The 21,418-nt window shown below is 46.9% G+C and carries 18 protein-coding genes; 13 read left to right on the top strand and 5 right to left on the bottom strand.

Translation table 11 applies throughout. The annotated features are described in order from the left end of the window. Window positions 1–94: 94 nt before the first annotated feature. Both Q0882_RS03315 and Q0882_RS03310 read left to right on the top strand, forming a co-directional pair. Window positions 95–535, top strand: coding sequence for a prepilin-type N-terminal cleavage/methylation domain-containing protein (locus Q0882_RS03315; protein ID WP_299178004.1), 441 nt, complete (start codon window positions 95–97; stop codon window positions 533–535). A 66-nt stretch (window positions 536–601) separates the two neighbouring features. Continuing rightward, window positions 602–943, top strand: coding sequence for a hypothetical protein (locus tag Q0882_RS03310; RefSeq protein WP_299178002.1), 342 nt, complete (start codon window positions 602–604; stop codon window positions 941–943). 64 nt (window positions 944–1,007) lie between these two features. On the opposite strand, the gene nadC is transcribed toward Q0882_RS03310, so the two are convergent. Further along, window positions 1,008–1,856, bottom strand: coding sequence for a carboxylating nicotinate-nucleotide diphosphorylase (nadC, locus tag Q0882_RS03305; protein WP_299177999.1), 849 nt, complete (start codon window positions 1,854–1,856; stop codon window positions 1,008–1,010). A 106-nt stretch (window positions 1,857–1,962) separates the two neighbouring features. Between nadC and ampD the strand changes: the two genes are divergently transcribed. Continuing rightward, window positions 1,963–2,508 (top strand): 1,6-anhydro-N-acetylmuramyl-L-alanine amidase AmpD, encoded by a 546-nt coding sequence (gene ampD, locus Q0882_RS03300; RefSeq protein ID WP_299177996.1) that lies wholly within the window; start codon window positions 1,963–1,965, stop codon window positions 2,506–2,508. Window position 2,509: 1 nt separating this feature from the next. Here ampD and Q0882_RS03295 read toward each other — a convergent pair whose 3' ends face one another. Further along, window positions 2,510–3,220: a 16S rRNA (uracil(1498)-N(3))-methyltransferase gene (locus Q0882_RS03295; protein ID WP_299177993.1), complete on the bottom strand. Its 711-nt coding sequence runs from the start codon at window positions 3,218–3,220 to the stop codon at window positions 2,510–2,512. 196 nt (window positions 3,221–3,416) lie between these two features. Here Q0882_RS03295 and Q0882_RS03290 point away from each other — a divergent pair, with 196 nt between their 5' ends. The 7 genes from Q0882_RS03290 to phbB all read left to right on the top strand — a co-directional run bounded on the left by Q0882_RS03290 (window position 3,417) and on the right by phbB (window position 12,321). Then, the gene (locus Q0882_RS03290) at window positions 3,417–4,814 is read left to right on the top strand and encodes a DUF4856 domain-containing protein (RefSeq protein ID WP_299177990.1); all 1,398 of its coding nucleotides are present in this window, start codon (window positions 3,417–3,419) and stop codon (window positions 4,812–4,814) included. 97 nt (window positions 4,815–4,911) lie between these two features. Next, a complete protein-coding gene (locus tag Q0882_RS03285) occupies window positions 4,912–5,898 on the top strand; it encodes a sterol desaturase family protein (RefSeq protein WP_299177987.1) in 987 nt (328 codons plus the stop codon). An 84-nt stretch (window positions 5,899–5,982) separates the two neighbouring features. Continuing rightward, entirely contained in the window at window positions 5,983–7,035 is a 1,053-nt protein-coding gene (locus Q0882_RS03280) for a Fe(3+) ABC transporter substrate-binding protein (RefSeq protein WP_299177985.1), read from the top strand. Window positions 7,036–7,145: 110 nt separating this feature from the next. Continuing rightward, window positions 7,146–8,801, top strand: coding sequence for an iron ABC transporter permease (locus Q0882_RS03275; RefSeq protein ID WP_299177983.1), 1,656 nt, complete (start codon window positions 7,146–7,148; stop codon window positions 8,799–8,801). A 2-nt stretch (window positions 8,802–8,803) separates the two neighbouring features. After that, window positions 8,804–9,922: an ABC transporter ATP-binding protein gene (locus tag Q0882_RS03270; protein WP_299177981.1), complete on the top strand. Its 1,119-nt coding sequence runs from the start codon at window positions 8,804–8,806 to the stop codon at window positions 9,920–9,922. A gap of 101 nt (window positions 9,923–10,023) precedes the next feature. Then, window positions 10,024–11,355: an MATE family efflux transporter gene (locus Q0882_RS03265; protein ID WP_299177978.1), complete on the top strand. Its 1,332-nt coding sequence runs from the start codon at window positions 10,024–10,026 to the stop codon at window positions 11,353–11,355. Window positions 11,356–11,568: 213 nt separating this feature from the next. Further along, window positions 11,569–12,321: an acetoacetyl-CoA reductase gene (gene phbB / locus Q0882_RS03260; RefSeq protein WP_299177975.1), complete on the top strand. Its 753-nt coding sequence runs from the start codon at window positions 11,569–11,571 to the stop codon at window positions 12,319–12,321. A 63-nt stretch (window positions 12,322–12,384) separates the two neighbouring features. On the opposite strand, the gene Q0882_RS03255 is transcribed toward phbB, so the two are convergent. Both Q0882_RS03255 and Q0882_RS03250 read right to left on the bottom strand, forming a co-directional pair. After that, window positions 12,385–15,234 carry a DUF349 domain-containing protein gene (locus tag Q0882_RS03255; RefSeq protein ID WP_299177973.1) on the bottom strand — a complete coding sequence of 950 codons (2,850 nt, stop codon included), beginning with the start codon at window positions 15,232–15,234 and terminating at the stop codon, window positions 12,385–12,387. Between the two features lie 293 nt (window positions 15,235–15,527). Continuing rightward, window positions 15,528–15,953: a YchJ family protein gene (locus Q0882_RS03250; RefSeq protein WP_299177970.1), complete on the bottom strand. Its 426-nt coding sequence runs from the start codon at window positions 15,951–15,953 to the stop codon at window positions 15,528–15,530. 126 nt (window positions 15,954–16,079) lie between these two features. Between Q0882_RS03250 and sbcB the strand changes: the two genes are divergently transcribed. Together sbcB and Q0882_RS03240 are read left to right on the top strand one after the other, a co-directional pair. Next, entirely contained in the window at window positions 16,080–17,546 is a 1,467-nt protein-coding gene (gene sbcB / locus Q0882_RS03245; RefSeq protein ID WP_299177967.1) for an exodeoxyribonuclease I, read from the top strand. After that, on the top strand, window positions 17,533–17,994 hold the full coding sequence (locus Q0882_RS03240; RefSeq protein WP_299177964.1) for a hypothetical protein: 462 nt from the start codon (window positions 17,533–17,535) through the stop codon (window positions 17,992–17,994). The genes sbcB and Q0882_RS03240 overlap by 14 nt, the downstream gene beginning before the upstream one ends. Before the next feature lie 20 nt (window positions 17,995–18,014). On the opposite strand, the gene Q0882_RS03235 is transcribed toward Q0882_RS03240, so the two are convergent. Then, entirely contained in the window at window positions 18,015–20,861 is a 2,847-nt protein-coding gene (locus Q0882_RS03235) for an insulinase family protein (RefSeq protein ID WP_299177961.1), read from the bottom strand. Window positions 20,862–21,024: 163 nt separating this feature from the next. Here Q0882_RS03235 and Q0882_RS03230 point away from each other — a divergent pair, with 163 nt between their 5' ends. Beyond that, window positions 21,025–21,408 carry a DUF6394 family protein gene (locus tag Q0882_RS03230; protein WP_299177958.1) on the top strand — a complete coding sequence of 128 codons (384 nt, stop codon included), beginning with the start codon at window positions 21,025–21,027 and terminating at the stop codon, window positions 21,406–21,408. The last annotated feature ends 10 nt before the right edge of the window (window positions 21,409–21,418 follow it).

The following is a 21,418-nucleotide window of genomic DNA, read 5'->3' as shown; positions in this document are numbered from 1 at the left end:
TATAAATCTGACAATAGTCACTGGCGTGTCATAAAAAATACGCTACAATCAAAAGACTTGGATCTATTCAAGGATAAATTCGCTGGAGATAAATATGAAAAAACAACAAGGTTTTACACTGATTGAATTGATGATCGTAGTAGCGATTATCGGTATTTTGGCAGCAATTGCGCTGCCAGCGTATCAGGACTATACAATACGCTCAAAACTTTCTGAAGTTCCAAATATTGCTGCAGGCAATAAGCTTGCGTTGGAAGAGTTCTATCAAGTTGAAGGTGGATTCCCTACAGCAGCTAATATCGCTGCTGGTGATGTTACTGGGTGGAAAGCTACGATAAATGGTTCTCATGTAGGGGCTGTCGCGGTTACTTGGAATGTTGCTAGTACAGGTATTATAAATACGCTGGCACAGGATCTTGATGGTGATGGTGCTAATGATGTCATCAACCTTTGGGCGACTTCAAATGCATCTGGTAATATAACTTGGGCAATTGATTGTACTAATGTTGCTGATGCGCGTTGTCCATCTCGTTAATATTTAAAATGATTTTAGAGCCCCTAGTTCACAGCTAGGGGTTTTTTATTTTCTGATAAGAAAAACATGAAACGAACCATAATAATTCTTCTTATAGCTGCCTGTGTGGGCGTAACCTGGTATATCGCTAACACAGCAGAGCGTCTCTCCCCTCAAACAAAAAGTGCAGTCGAAAACACTCTGTTGGAACGCTCGGAATTTCCAGCTCGCCCGGTGTGGTGGCATGATGATTCTGTGATGGCGATCGGTGTGCTCAAAGGACAGGTCAACCCTAATCACGCGGCGGATAAAGCGTGTCAGGTATTGAAATCGAAAGGGGTCAGAACGGTCACGATTGAAATCTATGATGTTCTAAAGATACAGAAAGAGGATGACTGGGAGAAGCTGGCTTCGCTGCCCTGTTACTGATATATACTCGAGTTATGGGCTGTAAGTGTACAGGCACTCACAGCCATAAAATCTTTTCTGAAACTTAATGCTCTTCAATCAGTCTCATCGATAGATCGACCGCCTGACAGTGTTTGGTTAGAGCGCCAATCGAGATAAAGTCCACGCCGGTCTCAGCAATTGAGCGCAATGTCTCATCTGTAATACCGCCAGAGGCTTCCAGTTTTGCTTTACCATCCGTCAAGGTCACTGATTCGCGCATCGCGTCCAGTGAGAAGTTATCCAGCATAATGATATCAGCACCGGCTTTCAGTGCTTGTTCCAGCTCACCCATCGATTCAACTTCGACTTCAACCGGTTTGCCCGGCTCATTTTTTTTGGCCGTTGCTATGGCAGCGTGGATGCCGCCGCATGCCATGATGTGATTTTCTTTGATCAGAAATGCATCAAACAGGCCAATGCGATGGTTGTAACAGCCCCCACACGTAACCGCGTACTTTTGTGCAAATCTCAAGCCCGGGAGTGTTTTGCGTGTATCCAGCAGTTTAACTGAGGTGCCAGCAACTTTATCGGCATAATATTGACTGATGGTTGCGGTGCCCGAAAGGGTTTGAAGAAAGTTGAGCGCTGCGCGTTCGGCAGTCAGGAGGTTGCGCGCTGAGCCTTTAGCCCAGAAAAGTACCTGATCACGCGTGACTGAGTCACCATCATCCACCTGCCACTCCAGCGTTAGTTCAGGGTCAACCTGTCGAAACACTTCATTCACCCAATCTACACCACAGATAACCGCATTCTGGCGGCTGATAATGCGTGCAGTGGCCATCTGTTCGGCTGGAATCAGCTGGGCGGTAATGTCACCGCTACCAATGTCTTCCTGCAAAGCGTATTGAACGGCATTGGGGATAAGGTGCTGTATCTCTTTGCGGGTCAACATAGTTTGTCCTGATATGAGTTTCAATGGCTGTGCTTTGCAGCACGGTTACCTCTGTTAATATAGGGGGCAATTCTAGCGAAATTGATAGTTTGCGGGTAGGGGATAGATGAAGATTAATAATTGCGACTGGCTTGAGGGGGTTGCTGTGGTGCCCTCTCCAAATTTTAATTCCCGGCCAGTTTGCTGTGATATATCGCTACTCGTGATACACAATATCAGTCTACCGCCAGGGTGTTATGGGGGTGGGTATATAGCCCGTTTTTTTCAGAATGAGCTACCCGTTGAGGATCACCCTTTCTTTTGTGAGGTCGCTGAGATGAAGGTCTCTGCACACCTTCTTATCGAACGAAGTGGGCATGTGGTGCAGTTTGTTCCACTCACTGAAAGAGCCTGGCATGCAGGTGTGTCCTGCTTTAAGGGTAGGGAGGCTTGTAATGACTTCTCAATCGGCATAGAGATGGAGGGGAGTGATCACGATCCCTATACAGATGCTCAATATGATTCTCTGATTGCTTTCACGAAGCGGATTCAGGCGCTCTATCCAGAGATTACAAAGGATCGGATTGTGGGTCACTCAGATATCGCGCCTGGACGCAAAACCGATCCTGGCCCCGCGTTTGACTGGGCGCGTTATCGCTGCGCTCTTAAATAATTCAAAGCGGGAATAAGCGGGAGAGCAGGGCCGGTATCGCAGTTTCTACCCGTAATATACGTTCACCGATGTGTATGGTTGTGAATCCACACATGTTGAGCTTATCGACTTCATAAGGGATAAAACCGCCTTCGGGACCCACGACCAGCGTTGTTGGTCTCATTTGAGGAGCGGGGCAGGGAGATGCCTCATAGGGATGTGCTAGTAGCGCACTGCTTCCGTCTGCAAGGCCGGGTAGTTCGTCCTCAACAAATGGTTTGAAACGTTTTCGCAGATGGACTTCCGGCATGAGGGTGTCCCCTGCTTGCTCTAATCCTAGCATGAGGTGCTCTTCAATCTGCCTCGTCAGAACAGGGCTGCTCCAATAGCTTTTATCTACCCGATAGGAGTTGATCAGATAGAGCTGTTTTACACCCATCGTTGCGCATGTTTGGAGTATTCGTTTCAGCATCTTTGGTCTGGGGAGTGCGAGAATCAGGGTCAGCGGAAGTGGTGGCGGTGGAGTCGTGTTGCATCTGACCTCTAATCGAATCTGATTATCGGTGATCTCCAGTACTAACCCTGTGCCCAACTTACCATTTATCCTGCCGACCTTAAGCTGATCCCCCGCTACGGGTTGTTGAACTGTACGGATGTGGTGAAAACGACGATCTTTTAGGACAGCGGTGGAACTTGATATGAAATCGGAATCGTGCAGGAGGATGAGGTTCATTGTGGTTGCGTTGTTTAGGTTGTTAGGGTGGATTCTATCGCCTGATACCTATTTGCGAAACATTAATCTAGATCAATAAATGTGCTTGCTTATCTAAATGAGAATGTTTATCGGTAGTATTCGCTTTTAAGTTATGATAATTTTATACAAATATTTTCAAGATGTACGAGAAAGAACATTAGAGAAGAGGTTTGTTGTGAAGCTTAAAATTCTGGTTTCTTGTGTGGCGGTCGCGACTGCTTTGAACGTCAATGCTGCTCAGAACTATGCAGATTTCCCAGTGACTGTTAAAGATTATAAAGGTGATGCTGATCATTCTGTCTCTTATACAGGCCAGTCCGCGCGCCATGTTTTGCTCACGAGCCTGAAAAAACTGGCAGGCAAAGGTGAAGGGAAGGATGATCAGGCGCTTCAAGCTAAACTGCTTGCTTACTATGCAGGTAAGGATGCTGGCCGTGAGGTGATCTCCCCGGTTTCTAAGGGAGGTTTTGTTGTTGCTCAATCTCAGGTTGATGAGATCTCCACGAAGAAAAACCTGGCTGGAAAAACTTATAAAGGTGCGGTTGCGGGGTGGCCTGGAAGTATGACCGGTGCGGAAGTGCTGAACTTCATGGTTGTTAAGGCCGCATCGGCTGATAAGGGGTTTGATCCACTGACCGGCTACGACTACGCGCAACTGATTCATAAGTTTGCCATGGGTGCGGTTTTCTATAATCAGGTTGTGGACAACTATCTTGATGAAAAACTGGATGCGGACAACAAACCGAACAATAAGCCATACAAAGAGGGTCAGCCTTACACAGGTAAAGAGCATGTCTGGGATGAGGCATTTGGTTACTTTGGGGCTCCTGCGAATACGCTCAACCTGACCGCAGAGCAGGTGTATAACATTGCGAAGCAGAAAGAGAGTGCTTTCACGCTTGCTGATCTGAATAACGATGGAGAGGTATCTCTTTATAATGAGATGGCCTATGCACATGCATACTATGCAGCAGCGACAGATAAAGGCGGTAAAACAAACTACCTGCATACCATTATGCAAGCTTTTGTCGATGGTCGTCAGCTGATCTCAGATGCAAATGGAGAGGCTCTAACCGATAAGCAGCGAACAGAACTTAAGGCATACGCGGAAACGATAGCAGATAACTGGGAGAAAGTTATTGCTGAAGCGGTGTTTAAGTATGCGGGATCGACCTATAAGGATCTGCAAAAACTGGATAAGCTGATTCAGTCTAATGGTGATGTCAACAAGGCGTTTCGTCAATATGCGAAACACTGGAGTGAGCTGAAAGGCTTTGCACTGGCACTACAGACGGGTAAAGATAATCTGGGCGAAACCGCGGTAAAACTGAATCGTCTTATCGGCTTCAGCCCAGTATTGCTGGGGAATACCCAAGTGCTAGGAATTGATGCTGAAGGGAACTACGTGCAGTCTTCTTCAATCTCGATGAAAGAGTACATGCTTCATATGCTTAACGTTCAGAAACTGATGGTGGATGAATTTGGTGTGGAAGCTCGAAGCAATGATGTGATGGCCGATCTGGGTGGTCTGGCTGAAAAACTGGGTTCTGGCGCTAGCGTAGAGAACGACTGATATTAGTAATATTCATGCTGAAAGTAAGTACATACTGACTTTTCAGTTCTATAGCCAGCCTCGGTTTACTTGGCTGGCTTTTTTGTAAGAGGCTCATGTGTTCGAGAGTTTAGTTATTTCCTATGTTCAGGATCTTTGGATCGCCCTTACGGATCCCAGGAAACGTGTATTCTGGGGATACCTGCTGATCTCTCTGTTGATTGCCATCTGCTGGATTAAATGGGTTTCACCTGACAGAGGGGTGAGGGTTAAGACGCACCTCTTTAATCGAAAAGTTTGGTGGTCCGCTTCTGCCCGGGCAGATTACGCAATTTTTTTGCTGAATCGACTGGCTTTTCTCTTTATCGCACCGGTTTTGCTGACTCAATTGGTAGTAGCGCAGTGGTTATTTGAATCCCTCTATCAATGGATCGGGCATAGGCCGATTCTCGGTGAATCGTGGTCTGATATGCAGGTCATGATCTGTTTTACTCTGTTCTATTTTCTGTTGGATGATTTTTTCCGTTTCTATCTGCATAAGCTTCTTCACGAAGTACCCTGGCTTTGGGCCTTTCACAAAGTGCATCACTCAGCGCGGACTCTGACACCTATCACTGTTTTTAGGGCGCACCCTGTTGAGGGTGTTTTATTCAGTTTGCGAACCGCTTTGGTGCAAGGGATTGCGATGGGGGTGTTTGTGTTTTTCTTTGGTGGAAGAGTTGATCTTGTGACTGTTCTGGGGGCGAGCATCTTTGCATTTATGTTTAATGTAACCGGATCAAATTTACGTCATTCCCACATTGCACTGAGGTATGGGAAAGCCTTGGAAAAGTGGCTGATCTCACCAGCCCAACATCAGATCCATCATTCCACAAACCCAATTCATTTCGATAAAAATTACGGAGTAGTACTGGCTTTGTGGGATAGGTTATTTGGATCGCTTGTTATCTCTCAGCCAGGTCAGGATATTGAATTCGGCCTGCGTAGAGAAGTTACGTATCGAGAACAGAATCTCCTCTATATCTATATGCAGCCCTTTATTGAATCATTTAACATTTTTTTGAGTAAGGTCAGGAAAAGGGAAAAATCCATAGCCAAAAATTGAATAGTTAGATACCAATGATAACGGTTATCGTTTATGATTCTATTCTTACTAAAAAGCTTGTGTTCCTTCATGTTGGAAGAGTCCATGGATAAGAAAGCCCTTAGCAAATTGTTTATCACTCTAGGTTCTGCTGCATTGGTTTCTGTGGCGAGCTTGTTACCCACATCTGTATTTGCCGATGAGTCCGGCTTGGTTAACGTCTACTCGGCGCGAAAAGAGGCGCTGATAAAACCGATGCTGGAGCGCTTTACTGAGCAGACGGGTATCACCGTTAATTTAGTAACGGGTAAGGCCGATGCCTTGTTAAAAAGGCTCGAGGTTGAAGGGAGTGCGAGTCCAGCAGATCTGTTTGTGACCGTTGATGCTGGGCGCTTGCATCGAGCGAAGGAAGCTGGAGTGCTACAGGTTTCCGGTAGCGATCAATTAAACCAGGCGATCCCTGCGAGCCTGCGTGATGCTGAGGGGTATTGGTATGGTATGACGCAGCGGGCGCGCACGATCTTTTATGTTAAAGGTAAGGTTAATCCAGATGAATTGAGTACCTATGAAGATCTTGCTGATCCTAAGTGGAAAGGTCGCATCTGTGTCAGATCATCGAACAACATCTATAACCAGTCTCTTGTCGCGTCGATGGTTGATGCAATTGGAGAATCAAAAACAGAAGCATGGGCTAAAGGTTTAGTGAAAAACTTTGCCAAGCCACCTTCGGGTGGTGATACGGATCAGTTAAAGGCTGCAGCCGCAGGTGTGTGTGATCTGGCAATTGCGAATACCTATTATTTTGGCCGCTTACTTAACAGCGATGATGAATCCAAGCAGGCACTGGCGTCTAAACTGGTTGCATTCTGGCCTAATCAAAATGACCGCGGTGTTCATATGAATGTAAGTGGAGTGGGTGTCACTAAGCACGCTCGCAATATTGATAACGCGGTTAAGCTGATGGAGTTTATGACCTCGGCTGAATCTCAGACCTGGTATGCTGAAATTAATAATGAATACCCAGTCGTGGAGGGGGTTAAGATCCCTGCGAATCTGGCGAGTATGGGTGAATTCAGCGCTGATGATATCGTCCTGAGTAAACTGGGTGAGAATAATCGTGCGGCGGTTCAATTAATGGATCGTGCTGGTTGGAAGTAACCCTGTTATTGATAACGTTATTGCATAATCGATGATAAAATTTCGCTCCTCACTAACGCTTGTGCCTTATCAGAGTCACAAGCGTTTTGCGTATCTTTGAGTCTTAATTAATGTCTGTAGCTGCACTGACTAAAACTAAACAGAAACTGAGCTGGCTGTCGGTTAGTTCGGTGATGGTAGCGTTCTTGTTGATGCTGCCGATTCTTGTGATCGTTGGTTTTGTGTTTAGTGGGTCAGCTGACGTGTTTAAGCACCTCTTTGAAACTGTGCTTGCGGACTATGTCGGTAACTCGCTGCTGCTGATGCTCGGAGTAGGTATTGGTGTGCTGGTAATGGGGATTCCGACAGCGTGGTTGACCAGTGTTTGTGATTTCCCTGGACGAAAGGTTTTTGCCTGGGCGTTGTTGCTGCCTCTTGCCGTACCGGCCTATATCATTGCTTACACCTATACAGGGCTGTTGGATTTTGCAGGGCCTGTACAAACCTTTATCCGTGAGGCTACGGGGTTAGGTTATGGCGAGTATTGGTTTTTTGAGATACGTTCTCTGACAGGAGCCATGTTGATGCTGGCACTTGTGTTGTATCCCTATGTCTACCTTCTAAGCAGATCAGCCTTTCTTGAGCAATCAGCCAGTACCTTAGAGGTCAGCAGGACCTTGGGGTATAACCAATGGCAGGGATTATTTAGATTGGCATTACCACTTGCGCGGCCTGCAATTATTGCTGGGTTAACCCTTGCTTTGATGGAAACTCTGGCAGATTACGGCACCGTTCAGTACTTCGGTGTCAGTACCTTCACTACTGGAATTTTCAGAACCTTCTATGGGTTTGGTGATTCTGCAGCAGCAGCTCAGTTGGCTGCGTTCCTCTTAGGCTTTGTGGCGTTACTGGTTTTGGTGGAAAAGTATTCCAGACGAAAGGCCCGCTATCACTCATCTGCAGAATATAAAGCGAAAGCAAAACTGATTGAGTTGAAGGGTGTTAAGGCTCTGATTGCATTTTTGATCTGTTTGGGCCCTGTTCTATTTGGCTTCCTGATTCCTGCCGCTGTTCTGGGTTATTGGAGTTTAACCAAAGCAAACCTCTCAGATGGCGCTTTTGCTCAATTAGCCTGGAACTCTTTTTATCTGGCCGCTCTGGCTGCGCTTATAGCAGTCGGGTTTGCTTTGATACTTGCTTATGCCGGGCGCCTGAATCCAAGTAAAGTTGTACGCGCTGCGGTCGGCACAGCCGGTATGGGATATGCCTTACCCGGTACTATTGTTGCGGTGGGGGTGATCATCCCGTTCGCGTGGCTGGACCACCAGATTATTGCAGCGGCGCGCAGTCTTTTTGGTTTGGATCTGGGGTTGATTCTGTCTGGAACCTTAGTTGCGCTGTTGTTTGCGTATACAGTGAGATTTCTTGCGGTTTCCCTGGGGGCCGTTCAGAGTGGATTAGGTAAGATAAAGCCCAGCCTTGATGGGGCTGCCCGAACTTTAGGTCGTACTCCTCTGCAGGTGTTGAAGCAGGTTCATGTGCCTTTGATGAAGAGTTCGGTTCTGACTGCATTGCTGATCGTTTTTGTGGATGTGCTCAAAGAGCTACCCGCTACACTTATCCTTAGACCATTTAATTTCAACACGCTGGCCGTTCGTGCATTTGAGCTTGCATCTGATGAACGCTTGGTGGATGCAGCGCCTGCCTCGTTACTGATCGTAGTAGTGGGGTTGTTACCGGTTATTTTATTGAGCCGCTCTATTTCTAAAGGGCGTGCGGGAAGCTGATTATGACTGCAACAGAACATCTTAATCTCACCGATGTAACTTTAGCTTATGGGGCTACGGAGATTGTTCACAATGTATCCCTGACGCTTCAGCACGGGGAGATAGGTTGTCTGCTAGGCCCAAGTGGCTGTGGTAAATCCACCCTGTTGAGGGCGATTGCGGGTTTTGAACCGGTTAAATCAGGCACGATTAAGATGCTGGGACGCTGTTTATCTTCGAAGGCTGAAAACGTCCCTACAGAAAAGCGTAATATCGGAATGGTGTTTCAGGATATAGCACTCTTTCCGCACCTTAGCATTGCAGATAATATCTCCTTCGGAATCAGGGATTGGGTAAAGTCAGAGCAATCGAAAAGGGTGGCGGAGTTGCTGGATCTGGTCGGATTGCCCGGTGTTGAAGCACGTTATCCACACTCCCTTTCTGGTGGTCAGCAGCAGCGTATTGCCCTTGCCAGAGCGATAGCGCCTAAACCTGATCTGCTGTTACTGGATGAACCTTTTTCCGGGCTGGACGCTAACCTGCGTGAAACATTGGTGCCAGAGATCCGGGATATTCTTAAACATGAATCGATGAGTGCGATATTGGTGACGCATGATCAGATGGAAGCATTTGCCATGGCGGATAAAGTTGCCGTCATGCAGCAAGGGGTTATCCAGCAGTGGGGAACTGCATTTAATATCTATCATGAACCGAAGACGCGTTTTGTCGCTGATTTTATTGGTTTGGGTGAGTTTCTTCAGGCGACCATCAAAGATGAATACTCAGTCGATTCGGCCCTGGGTTGTCTAATTGGTGACGAACCCCTGAAATATGCGCCGGGAACGCCGGTTGAGTTACTGATTCGCCCGGATGATATCCAGCATGCAGAAAATAGCCCGCTGACGGGGAAAATCGTGAGCAAGTGGTTCCGCGGATCGCATTATCTATATCATGTCCAGCTTGAACATGGAGAGATTCTTCCCTGTATTACCGCCTGTCACCATGACCATAATGTAGGAGAGGATCTGGGTATCAGCATTGAGTTGGATCATCTGGTGGTGTTGCCCATTTGTGATCCTGAAACAGGTGTCTGTGACCTTCAGGAAGCAGAAGTAGTTCAGGCCCAGGCAATTAATCTCTGAACGATGCTTAATAAATGAAACAGTCCGTTGCTAGTTGAATGACTTGTTTCTCACAACCGATAAAGTAGGATAGTTCGCCTTTTCTGATATTCAGGTAGATCATGGCCCGCCCAGACCTGTTAGACGGTGATATCCGACCTACGCTGCTTAGAATGACGATTCCCATGATGATGGGGATAGTCAGTCTGATGCTATTCAATCTTGCCGATCTCTATTTTGTTAGTCGTTTAGGCACTGATGCCCTAGCGGCGCTGGGTTTCAGTTTTCCTGTCTGTTTTACGGTAATCAGTCTGGCGATTGGGTTAGGAATAGGTACCTCGGCTACTCTGGCAAAGCTGTTAGGCAGTGGCAATAAAGATGCGGCAGCATCGCTGGCATCTGATAACCTTCTGGCGATTGGCTTTTTGATTGTGCTCATCTCATTACTGATGCAGCAATTTATTGAGCCTGTGTTTAAGGTGATGGGGGCAGGAGATAATTTGTTGCCCTATATCCGAAGTTATATGCAGATCTGGTTATTTGGCTCTGTGTTTCTTGTCGTAAATATGGTCTGTAACGCTTGTATGCGAGCGACTGGCGACACTAAAACACCTGCACTGATGATGGCTGGTTCCTCTTTGCTTAATTTTATCTTAGATCCACTGCTTATTTTTGGCGCAGGATCATTTGAGGGAATGGGGATCAGAGGGGCTGCAACTGCAAGTGTTATCGCCTGGAGTCTGACTACCGTCGTCGCTCTCTATATTCTGCTTTTTAAGAAATGCTTGCTGCAGATTCAGCCTTTTCATCTTGACCGATTGATAAATCATTTCCGTGCCGTTATGAAGATCGGCCTGCCTGCGGCCCTTTCAAATATGATGACACCTGTTGCGCAAGGAGTCCTGACCTTTATTGTTGCAAAGCATGGTCCCGAAGCGGTTGCGGCTTTTGGTGTTGGCAACCGGATAGAATCACTCTCACTTCTGGTCTGTCTGGCGCTGTCGATGACATTGCCACCTTTTATCAGTCAAAACTTTGGTGCGGGTAAAATAGAGCGTGTGCGTTTGGCTTATCGTCTGGTCTCAAGGTTCTCAATTTTCTGGCAGATGCTGGTCTTTCTTGTGCTTATATTGGTCTCTAGTCAGGTTGCGCAGCTGTTTAGTGATAAGGAAGGCGTTCAGTCGCTAATTATTTTATGGATTTTTATTGTGCCCGCAGGCTTCGCATTTCAGGCTGTGACCTTTCTCACGGCGTCTAGTTTTAATGCGCTGCACCAACCGATGAGAGCGATGCGCATCAGCATTATGCGGCTCTTTATGTTTTCCCTCCCAATTGCTTGGTTAGGCTCTGAGTTTGCTGGTTTGGAAGGGATGTTTGTGGGGCTGGTGATCGCAAATCTATGTGTTGCCTGTCTTGCTTGGATAGCAATGAAACGCTATCTGGAATCTCTCTAATGTTGCGGTGCCGCATGCGCTGCTGGCACCCATATGTCTGTCATTATATTTTCATCCTCTTCCGCTAATCTTTTATCTCTTCAACCAAAGTCATATTAATATCCAGAATCGTATGGGATTATGATCGAGGAAAGGCCAAGGAATTGACCAAGAAGATAATAAGAAAGATAACACCCACACAAGCAAATATAGAATGAATAAGGGGATGTGAGCATGAGTCAGAAAATTGCACTCGTGACTGGTGGTACTGGTGGTTTGGGTACTTCAATCTGTCGTGAACTCGCTGATGCAGGATTTCGTGTAGTAGCAGGGTATAACAGCGGTGGTAATCACGATAAAGCGAAAGCGTGGCAGGAAGAGCAGAAGAAGGATGGTTATGACATTCAGGTTGCCTATGGTGATGTGACCAATGCAGAATCCTGTGCGCAGTGTATTGCAACAGTAGAGGAGCTGACTGGAGGAACGGTTGATATCCTGGTTAACAATGCAGGTATCACGCGTGATGGTCAGTTTAAGAAGATGAGTTGGGAGCAGTGGGATGAGGTGCTGACAGCCAACTTGGATTCTATGTTCCATATGACCCGCCTGGTTATCAACGGTATGGTTGATAAAGGCTGGGGCCGTGTCATCAATATCTCTTCTGTGAACGCACAGAAAGGACAGTTTGGTCAGTGTAACTACTCCGCAGCTAAAGCGGGTATTCACGGCTTTACAAAAGCACTGGCACAAGAGGTCGCGCGTAAAGGTGTGACGGTTAACACTGTGTCTCCGGGCTACATTAAAACAGCGATGGTGGCTAAGATCGCTCAGGAGATCCAGGATCAGATCTGTGCAGGTATCCCTGTCGGTCGTTTTGGTACGCCTGAAGAGATCGGTCGCATGTGTTCATTCCTATGTGATGAGCAAGCGTCAGGTTATATTACTGGTGCTGATATGTCGGTTAACGGCGGTTTGCACATGTCGTAATCAGTACAATCGTAAAAAAACCCGCACTATGCGGGTTTTTTTGTGACTGTTATTTAACACTTGTTACAAGATGCTTTGTAGCTGGTTCTCAAAGCGTTCGCTTAGACCATCGAAATGGGTTGCAAACGGGATCGCAAGCCACTCATATTCGAGCTGTTTAATCTCTTTCGCATTAAGTCCCTGCTTCTGTTCTGCCAGTGCTTGTTGCAATCGCTCCATCTGGTACTCCATGCGAAGAGCCTGGTCCTCAGCAGGGGAGGGGTTGGCAGTGGCAATCTCAAGGCGAATACAGAGCTTTCTCAGGCTCTGCTCCTGATCGTTCAGGATCTGATCGAGCGCTTCGGGTTGATTGAGCAGCTGAAGTAAGGTTGCGTAGCGCTGATCAATTGGCTGATCAGCACTGGTTTGCCGTGAGAGCTGCTCCCATTCACTCTGAAGCTCTGGCAGTGAAAACTCTGAATCGTTTTCCAGAATTTGTATCTCCAGTTGCTCACAGATCTGGGCTTTGGCCTGAAGATGCGTATAGTTAAGTTCATCAAAGCCACCCAGCTCATGCTTCAGGCACTCAACCTGTTTTCTAATCAGATTAAGGCGTTCATGCAGTGACGCATCAATCTCTTCAATCGCTTCAAACCGTTCAACTGCATGGCGGTATTTAGCTTCAATCTGAGGAAGGTTTATTGTGCATTCTAACAGTTCTTCCAGCTCGTTAATGGCCTGCTGTAACTGCTTGAGCAACTGTTTGTTGCTATCACCGGTGGATTGCGGGGAGCGGTCACCTTCAGCGTAGAAGCGCTCAAAAATCAGGCTGCAGTTTTCTCTGAACTGATTCCATAGCCTGCGCTCCTGATTGCGTGGAGCTGCGCCTAATGCTTTCCACTCTTTCTGTAGATCCTTGACCTGCTCAGTTGCTTCTGCCAGGTTGTGGGAATCGAGTAGTTCAACAGTCCGCTCAATCAAAGCCTGTTTCTGTTTGGCATTATTCTGGCGAATCTGGCGCAGTGGGGCTTCAGTGGCTTTCAATAAGCGGTCAAATTCAGCCTGTACTTTTTTCCCTGGAGCACGGTCCACAGGTGAATAGGTACGCCAATCCTGTTTGGTCTGACGAATGAGTTCTTCGTAACACTTCCATGCTTCAGAATCGCCCTCGGGAGGCGATGTCAGAGCGGCTAGCTTCTCACAGATGTTCTGCCTGTGTTCAAGGTTTTGCTTGCGTAGATCTCGTTGCTCGGCAAAAAACTTATCACAGGGGCTATAGGCTTTGTCTGATGCTTTTTTAAAACGCAGCCAGAGCTGTTGTGAATGAACAGAATCGGTTGAGTCCAGTAGTTTCCACTCTTTCTGGATTCTGCGGATCTGATTGGCTTTTTCCTGAACCGGTATCTCTGAGTCACTCAGTGCTTCCATCTCGTCGCAAAGGGACTCTTTTTTGGGCGTCACAGCATAAGCTTGCCAGTCACGAATCTCCTGAAGTTCAGCGGTGAGTGATTTAATACGCTGATCTAGTTCAGGCGTGAGTTGTCCGTTCAGGCGTTTACTCAACTGATCCGCTTTTTTAATCTGTTTATCTGCGGAACGGATTTCACCGTTACTAATTGCCTGCTTGAGCGTATCCAGGATCTGACTCAATTCAACCTGGCTTCTTTCGGCGTTTTTCTGCTGTTGTGCCAGTTTCTGGTCTGCCAGAGCAAGTTGATCTTCACACGCGCAGAGTTCAGACGGTTTGGTTTGTTGCTTAGGCCAGCTAAGTCTGTTGATTAATTTGCGGGCCTGATTTGATGATTTCTGAACCTGCTTGAGATCATCTTGCTGGGCAAGTCTGGTTGTGATGGTAACCAGTTTGTCTTTGTCATCAATAAAGTGCTGGTATGCAATCTGCAGATTACTTAGCTGAGCTGCTATTTTTTGGAATCGCTCTTGTTCACTTTCGACACTGAATTGACGGACCTCCTCCCATTGGGTGGAGAGGGAATCTAGTTTTTCACAAAGCAGGTCTATCGCCCACTGCTCGGGTTGAAGTTCGTAGCTGTCCTCCTTGAGGACGCAAAGCTCAGAGTAGATTTGATGGCTTTTCTCTCTCTGAGCTTTTTCCTGCTGCACCCGAAGAGTTTCAGCTTCTTCTATGGCTTTTTGCTCTGCGAGCATGTTTTGGCAATTTTTCAGATGACTTTCATGCTGATTTAGCTGCTCTTGATCTGCAAAGCTGCGCAGTGATAACCATTCATTTTCCAGAGCAGATAGTTTTGCAGCGTATAAAGGGAAAAGTTCGGACTGACTCAGTTGCTGAATGGATCTCAGGTGGTCACAGACATTTTGCTTCTCCTGAGCTACTCTCTTTTCATCTTCACGGATCTGCTGAAGTTTATCTCTGGCAACCTTGAAGACGCCCTTGTCTCTGTTCTTGGACGCTTTCTGAACCCGTTCGAGGGTCTCGGGGCAGCTGATTTTTTCTGTTGCCAAGATACGAATGCTGGCGCGGAGACTTTTTTCTGCAATAACCTCCAGGCTGGTATTATCCTGGATCTGTGATGTTGCCTGCTCACGTAGCCGTTCGTTGTTGCTATTAAGTGCGATATGAGTGAGAAGGTCTGCATTACTCAGCGATTTTAGTGCGGTGAGTTTTTCTTCTATGTCGGTATCGCATTCAGGCGACAGAATGATCTGACTAATGCGGTGAAGTGCCTGTTGCTGAATATTAGGGGAGTTATCTCGCTTACTTATCTTTACCAGTAGTGTGAGATTATTCAGTTTTTCAGTGGCGCTGAGGCGAACGAGTTCGTCCTGATCTTCCAGCGCAAGCTGTGACAGGATCGGTTGCGCTTCGGCATCCGTTGCGCGAAATTTTGCAATCGCCTTGATTCGTTTTTCGGGCTTGGCATGTTGCCAGTTGGGCTTGAATAATCTTGCTAGCATAAGGTCCTGAACATCTAGGAAAGGCGCATATAAGTTGGAACGCTCATCCGTTTAAGGCCAAACATTCTAACGCAGAATTGTTACGCTGACAGCGTTGACATTAAGAGAAATTATTGAAAACAGGATCTTTGGCAGGGGAATTTACCATTTCGATAGCCTGAGCACCGCTGCTGAGGCTATCAGGGAAGGAATGAAGCTGTTTTTGGCGTCGTGCATGAAAATCTCTCATTCAAAGATGACGAGTGATTCTCAATGACGCTTTTCTTATTTGGAAAAAACGTTGACGCTTGGGGTCAGGTTCTGACCTCGACCTCGCCATCTACGTAGAGCCAAAATCCATTCTCTTTACGGAAGTTTGATTTCTCGTAGAGAGTACCGGCCTGATCATCGGTTTCAAATCCTGCTTCGAACTCTACCGTGCCCGTTTCTTCTGAGCGACCGCCGTTCTCTGTACTTAAAATTGTCAGGCCGACCCAGTTTGTATATTTAACCTGGTCCGCAAGAATATCCGCATCATCAGCTCCTCGCTTTTCCGGGGCTGTGGTATCAATTAAATAATCGATCGCGCCCAGAGCGAAAGCGGTGTATCTGGATCGCATCAATGCTTCCGCTGTAGGAGCCGCTTTCTGACCTTCGACGATGGGTCTGCAGCAATAGTCGAATGGCTTATTGGAACCGCAGGGGCAGACTTTGTTCATTCCTTCCTGATCATGAGACATGGGTGAACCCTTAACATTGAAATGTTAATCTGATTACGGTTGATTCTGTATCTGAAATTCCTTGGGTTACAGAACCGCTTAATCACATTATATCTATGAGCTTTACCTATTTGGCAAGGATAATTTATGGCTAATGCGCCTTTGACTTTTTTCTGGCACGACTATGAGACTTTTGGAGCCGATCCTAAGCGTGACTGGCCCGTTCAATTTGCCGGAATTCGTACGGATGAGCAGCTTAATATCATCGAAGATCCTGTCATGTTTTATTGCAAGCCCAGTGATGATCAGCTGCCGCATCCTGAGGCCTGCCTCATCACGGGTATTACCCCACAGAAAGCGATGGAAGAGGGGGTATGTGAAGCGGTTTTCTTCCAAAAGATTCATGAACAACTGGCCCGCCCAGGCACCTGTGGTGTGGGTTATAACAGTATCCGCTTTGATGATGAAGTGAGCCGTTATGGTCTGTATCGTAATTTTTACGATCCCTACGCCAGAGAGTGGCAAAATGGCTGCTCTCGTTGGGATATTATCGATATGCTTCGATTAACGCGCTCTTTGAGACCCGATGGGATTAACTGGCCGAAATATGAAGATGGTTCTCCCAGCTTGAGGCTAGAGGATCTGACCGTGGCTAATCAGATTGATCATGGTCATGCACATGATGCGCTCTCTGATGTTTATGCCACCATTGAGATGGCTAAACTGGTTAGAGAAAAACAGCCAAAACTGTATAACTATGTGGTTAATCATCGTAGTAAACAGTCGATTCAGACGTTGATCGATACTCAAACACATAAACCTGTACTGCATATATCCTCTCGTTATCCCGTTGAACAGGGTAATGCGGCAATCGTTGCGCCTCTGGGCACCCATCCTGTGAATAAAAACGGTGTGCTGGTGTGGGATCTGCGCTACAGCCCTGAGCCCCTGATGAATCTCACCACGGAGGAGATCAGGCGTTTGTTATATACCCCTCAACGGGAGTTGGATGAATCTGATCCCAGAATTGCGCTCAAGCAGCTCCATATTAATAAATGTCCGATTGTTGCTCCTGCAGGTATGTTGAACACTGAGGAAGCGGGTCGGTTGCAGATTGAGGGTGATGTTTGCCGCGCCCATCTTCAGATACTACGAAGTTTTACTGGGCTTCAGGAGAAACTTGCCGATATCTATTCAGAGAGCCCCTTTGAAGAGGATAGCGATCCGGACATGATGCTCTATAGCGGGGGATTCTTTTCTCCCTCTGATAGGAAATCAATGGATCAGGTCAGGCTAGCGGGGCCTGAGGAGTTGGCAGAGTTGGATCTGCCTTTCCAGGATGTCCGTCTCGAAGAGATGTTGTTGCGCTATAAAGCACGTAACTGCCCTCATATTCTGACGCAAGAGCAGCAGATGCAGTGGGAGGAGTATCGCCGCCGGAAACTCTTGCGGGGTGAAGGTGGGCACCTGACGATGGAAAAATTCTATCAGCGTTTAAATGATCTATATGCCGAGTCCGAAGCGGATGAGCATAAGCGTCATATTTTGGAGGAGCTGGCTGTCTATGCCGAAGCGATCTATCCAATGGAAGATGTATTTGATGATGCACATTAAGCTTCTGTGTCTGCTGCTGTTCTCAGCTCAAGTTTTTTCTGAGGAGGAGGTTGAGCTGCCGATCGACTATCAGATAACGGCCCCCAAGGGGTATTACTATGGCACGGTCGATGGAGAAACGGCCTATCAAGATTGGCGACGTGGAACCTTTGATCAGGAGCGGATGGTTGAAGTGATCCCAAGGGATCTACCGAATAACCTGCCAGAGCCTTTGGTTATCCCCTACGCCCCCCCAAAAGTAAATGAGGTGCCTGCGGGTAAAGATAAAAAGCCGCCGCTGAAGGGTGAAGATAAGATCTTTGTACAGATCGGTAAAGATGAGAAAAAAGCACGCTGCCTGTTATTGGGGCAGGGGTGTGAAGAGCTCGTGAAACCTAAACGGAAAGACTCTGTTTATTTTCGCCCAATTCTGGAGCAAGAGAAGAAACGAGAGATTATCCGGCCCTGATGCTCTCTCGTTCAATCAGGTCAACTTTCGGGGACAAACTGTGCGTCAGCTTTCAGTTCAGCGAAGAGAGCATGAAGCGTAGTGGGAGTGGTTTTATCCTGAGAAACGAAGCGTTTCCCTGTATTTTGTACAATCAGACGTCTCTTTAAGAGCTGTTCAAAGCAGCGTTTCAGATCCTGAATGCTCACCTTTTCAACACGATTGGCCAGTTGGTTTCGAGTATTAAACTCCGTATCCCCCCAATCTAGTTCACGCCAGTAGCGATTGGTCCGGTTTGACAGAGTATTGTCTTTCTTTGTGATTCGTCCTATGACACTACGTTTGAATTTTTCCAGCGTTTCTAAATCGATTTCAGGCAGTTGTTGCTGCCACTGCTGAATAAATCCATTGATCTCAGCGTTTAGCCGTTCTGCATCGGCGACAGGGGACTGAATGATAAAAGCGACCCCCGGTGTTTTGTTCATCTGTACAGGTGTAGCGAAGACAATATAGCCAAGCTGTTTCTCTGTACGGATCTGGTTATAGAAGGGAGCCGCCAGCATCTCGGCCAGAACAGAGATCTCTGCCCGGGCTTGAAGAGAGTTACTTTCCCCCTGCAGCAACATAGCAATGGCTGAATCGTTATGCTCGATCTCAAGATTTGAGGTGAGTGGCTTACCCTCCGGGATCTGAACCACTTTAACTGCTGAGGGTGGATGGCTCTCACTTCCCGATAATGATCGCTTTAAGTCGGTTTCGAGTGATTGCGCTTCAGCGCGGCTTAGGTTGCCGTGTGTCATTAGTTTCAGATATGGAGCGGCTAGCAACTGTTTTGAGAACTGTTTCAAATCATCCAGTTCCAGGCTTTCAAGGGCTGCTTGCTGACTGCTTTTCTCCCATTGAGGCAGCAGAAGCTCATAGAGGTGATCAGTGGCCTGGTTGTAGGGTTTGTTTTTCGATTGATTGGCCAGATTATCGATGTACTCCTGGCGAAGAATTTCAAATCTGGTTTTATCCAATTCTGGATGTTTGATAGCGTCAGCTACCGCTTTTAATAACAGGTCAAGCTTATCGCTATAGCCGGACAGGCGAACCGTAAAGCCTTTCATATGAGGGTATATCTGACCATTGAGGCCTGCGATGTAGGCGTCGTAAAGTGTTTCGTTTAACTGTTCCTGCAGCATCTGGGTATAGAGCTTATTCAGTACCCAATTTTTAGCGGTTTGGTTGGCGATCGGTGTTTGCAGCGAAAAGTAAACATTGGCTTTAGGGGTTTTGAACTCTGTGTCTTGTTTATACCAGTGCTCCGCTAAGGGTGTTTTGCTCAATTGAACGGGGACTTCATGATTGTGAGCGGAACCGGAAAGCAGCTCTAGGTTATCGGCAATAAAGGGATTGTTGTCACGTACTGAAAGCTCAGGCGTGTTAGTGGTGGATTTGATCCGGCTAAGCTCATCAGCAGTCAGGGGCGATATCGAGTAGGGAACGTTGTAATACGGTTCAATCTGGTCACCGGTCAACTGTTTAGCTTTAAGGGTCAGCAACATATTTTCTGGTCTGATCTGATCCAGGTAGCCACGTATCAGTTCGGGTTGGAATCTATCGAATTTGTAGCTAGCAGATATCGCGTATTGGGTCGGGAAATGCTGCATCTGACGTGATAGATTGCTGACCAGATGGATCGGTTCAGATTGCTCCTGAAAACGGAAGCTGATCTCATTCAGTTGTTTCTCTTCAGTGTAAAGCTGATCTGTTATCCCTCTGTCCTTGAGCAATTCGACATACGCGAACAGGAGCTGGGTTATATCAAGATAATGCTCCATCCCCTTCTCAGTCAGAGCTATATTCACCATGAAACTTCCCTGGTTTTCGAGATTGTGACCCTGAGATGCAGAGAGGGATGTTGCCCAGCCCCTGGCTTTTAAAAGGGAAAGAAGGCTCCCCTTGCCCTCATAACCGATCAGGCTACTGATGTAATAGACCGGTTTGACACGCCAGTGACTGCGTGTCTCGGCGATCGGAAAAGTCAGACTCAGAGAACGGCTGTCTTTTACGCTTTGTAACGTTACTTTGAGCGGGAGTTTCTCATTCAGGAAGAGAGGTTCATCGCTTTTGAACCCCTGGCTTTTGCGGTTTTTTACTGCAGAAAATTTACTCCTGACTATCTGTTCCAACTGGTCCAGTGGCTCTCGCCCCAGAACAACCAGCGTCATTAAATTTGCTGAGTAATATTGTTGGTAAAATTGGATCAATTCATCACGAATTTTGCTTCCAGCTTTGTCTGAGAGGGTTTCCAGACTCCCGACGATAAACCTGTTCTGACTGTTTTCAGGGTTCATCGCTAATTTTTTGACTGCATATGTGCGACGGTAATCATCTCTGATTTTCGCCTGATATTCAGAGTGCACGGCATGCCGTTCACGATCTACATACTGTTCATCGAAGAGTGGAGCAATGAAAAACTGGGCAAAGCGATCCAGGGCGGGTTCCAGATTGTCTGCAGCAACATCAAAGAAGTAGTTGGTATTTTCCTGTGCGGTATAGGCGTTGTGACCGCCGCCGTGAGAACTGATGAAACTTTGGTATTCATCTGCTTTAGGGTACTTATCGGTGCCGAGGAAAAGCATGTGTTCAAGGAAGTGTGCCAGCCCGGGGCGATCTTTTGGATTCGCGCTGGAGCCGATTGCCACATTCATGGACGCTGCGGCTTTATCGCTCTCAGGACTGGATATCAATAGAACCCGTAACTGATTATCCAGTGTCAGGCTGCGATAGAGTTTAGGATCATTTGGACTGATCTCAATTGTGTTCTGCGCCATCAGAGATGATGTTGACAGTAAAAAAAGAAGCAACGATACAATTGTTTTATGCAGGGCAGAACAACGCATGGATTAACGCCTTGGTTTAGTCTGAAAAAAATTAATTTTTAATCTGACTCGATAATAGGTTAAGGGTTCCATCTGGAAAGCGTATCCAGAACAATGGAATTACCCATAACGGGTGTTACAATTCTACGGATAAAATATAGCTTTGGTTTGCAGGAAGGAAGCAATGAACAAAGAAAAAGTGATTTTTGCATTTTTTATCGTACTGGCATTAACGCTGAACTTTGGTTTCTTTCTTGGGGAGATAAGCGACCCCTCCCACCATAATGTCTATGAGTTCTTTGCTGCGCTTGTGGTGAGTATGATCTGTACGGTGATCAAATTTGGCGATCGTACACACCTGGGTGCGCTTATGCTTGCTACCTCGCTGGTGGCCGATCTTCAATTGGTCGTGGCTGCCGGAATATGGGGCTATGCTGAACAGGTCAGTGGTGTAGGTATGGACGCCTCAAACATGTCCAGTGTGGTCTCGCTGAGTGGTGGGGCTCTGCTGGCTAATATTATCTCTGTGATCCTTCTGGTGGTTGAAACTGCCATGCTACGTCGTTAGCAGAGCGGTC

Origin of the sequence: uncultured Neptuniibacter sp., from assembly GCF_947498015.1 — a bacterium.
Taxonomy (GTDB): domain Bacteria; phylum Pseudomonadota; class Gammaproteobacteria; order Pseudomonadales; family Balneatricaceae; genus Neptuniibacter.
The sequence above is the reverse complement of the archived record's forward strand: the minus strand, read 5'-3'. Positions and strand labels throughout refer to the sequence as shown.

Excerpts from the sequence above, each read along its gene's own strand:
- Q0882_RS03235 (WP_299177961.1), bottom strand. The coding sequence starts at position 20,861 with ATGCGTTGTTCTGCCCTGCATAAAACAATTGTATCGTTGCTTCTTTTT.
- Q0882_RS03255 (WP_299177973.1), bottom strand. The coding sequence starts at position 15,234 with ATGCTAGCAAGATTATTCAAGCCCAACTGGCAACATGCCAAGCCCGAA.
- Q0882_RS03270 (WP_299177981.1), top strand. The coding sequence starts at position 8,804 with ATGACTGCAACAGAACATCTTAATCTCACCGATGTAACTTTAGCTTAT.
- phbB (WP_299177975.1), top strand. The coding sequence starts at position 11,569 with ATGAGTCAGAAAATTGCACTCGTGACTGGTGGTACTGGTGGTTTGGGT.
- Q0882_RS03230 (WP_299177958.1), top strand. The coding sequence starts at position 21,025 with ATGAACAAAGAAAAAGTGATTTTTGCATTTTTTATCGTACTGGCATTA.
- Q0882_RS03275 (WP_299177983.1), top strand. The coding sequence starts at position 7,146 with ATGTCTGTAGCTGCACTGACTAAAACTAAACAGAAACTGAGCTGGCTG.
- Q0882_RS03250 (WP_299177970.1), bottom strand. The coding sequence starts at position 15,953 with ATGTCTCATGATCAGGAAGGAATGAACAAAGTCTGCCCCTGCGGTTCC.
- Q0882_RS03265 (WP_299177978.1), top strand. The coding sequence starts at position 10,024 with ATGGCCCGCCCAGACCTGTTAGACGGTGATATCCGACCTACGCTGCTT.
- nadC (WP_299177999.1), bottom strand. The coding sequence starts at position 1,856 with ATGTTGACCCGCAAAGAGATACAGCACCTTATCCCCAATGCCGTTCAA.
- ampD (WP_299177996.1), top strand. The coding sequence starts at position 1,963 with ATGAAGATTAATAATTGCGACTGGCTTGAGGGGGTTGCTGTGGTGCCC.
- Q0882_RS03315 (WP_299178004.1), top strand. The coding sequence starts at position 95 with ATGAAAAAACAACAAGGTTTTACACTGATTGAATTGATGATCGTAGTA.
- Q0882_RS03295 (WP_299177993.1), bottom strand. The coding sequence starts at position 3,220 with ATGAACCTCATCCTCCTGCACGATTCCGATTTCATATCAAGTTCCACC.
- Q0882_RS03310 (WP_299178002.1), top strand. The coding sequence starts at position 602 with ATGAAACGAACCATAATAATTCTTCTTATAGCTGCCTGTGTGGGCGTA.
- Q0882_RS03280 (WP_299177985.1), top strand. The coding sequence starts at position 5,983 with ATGGATAAGAAAGCCCTTAGCAAATTGTTTATCACTCTAGGTTCTGCT.
- Q0882_RS03240 (WP_299177964.1), top strand. The coding sequence starts at position 17,533 with ATGATGCACATTAAGCTTCTGTGTCTGCTGCTGTTCTCAGCTCAAGTT.
- sbcB (WP_299177967.1), top strand. The coding sequence starts at position 16,080 with ATGGCTAATGCGCCTTTGACTTTTTTCTGGCACGACTATGAGACTTTT.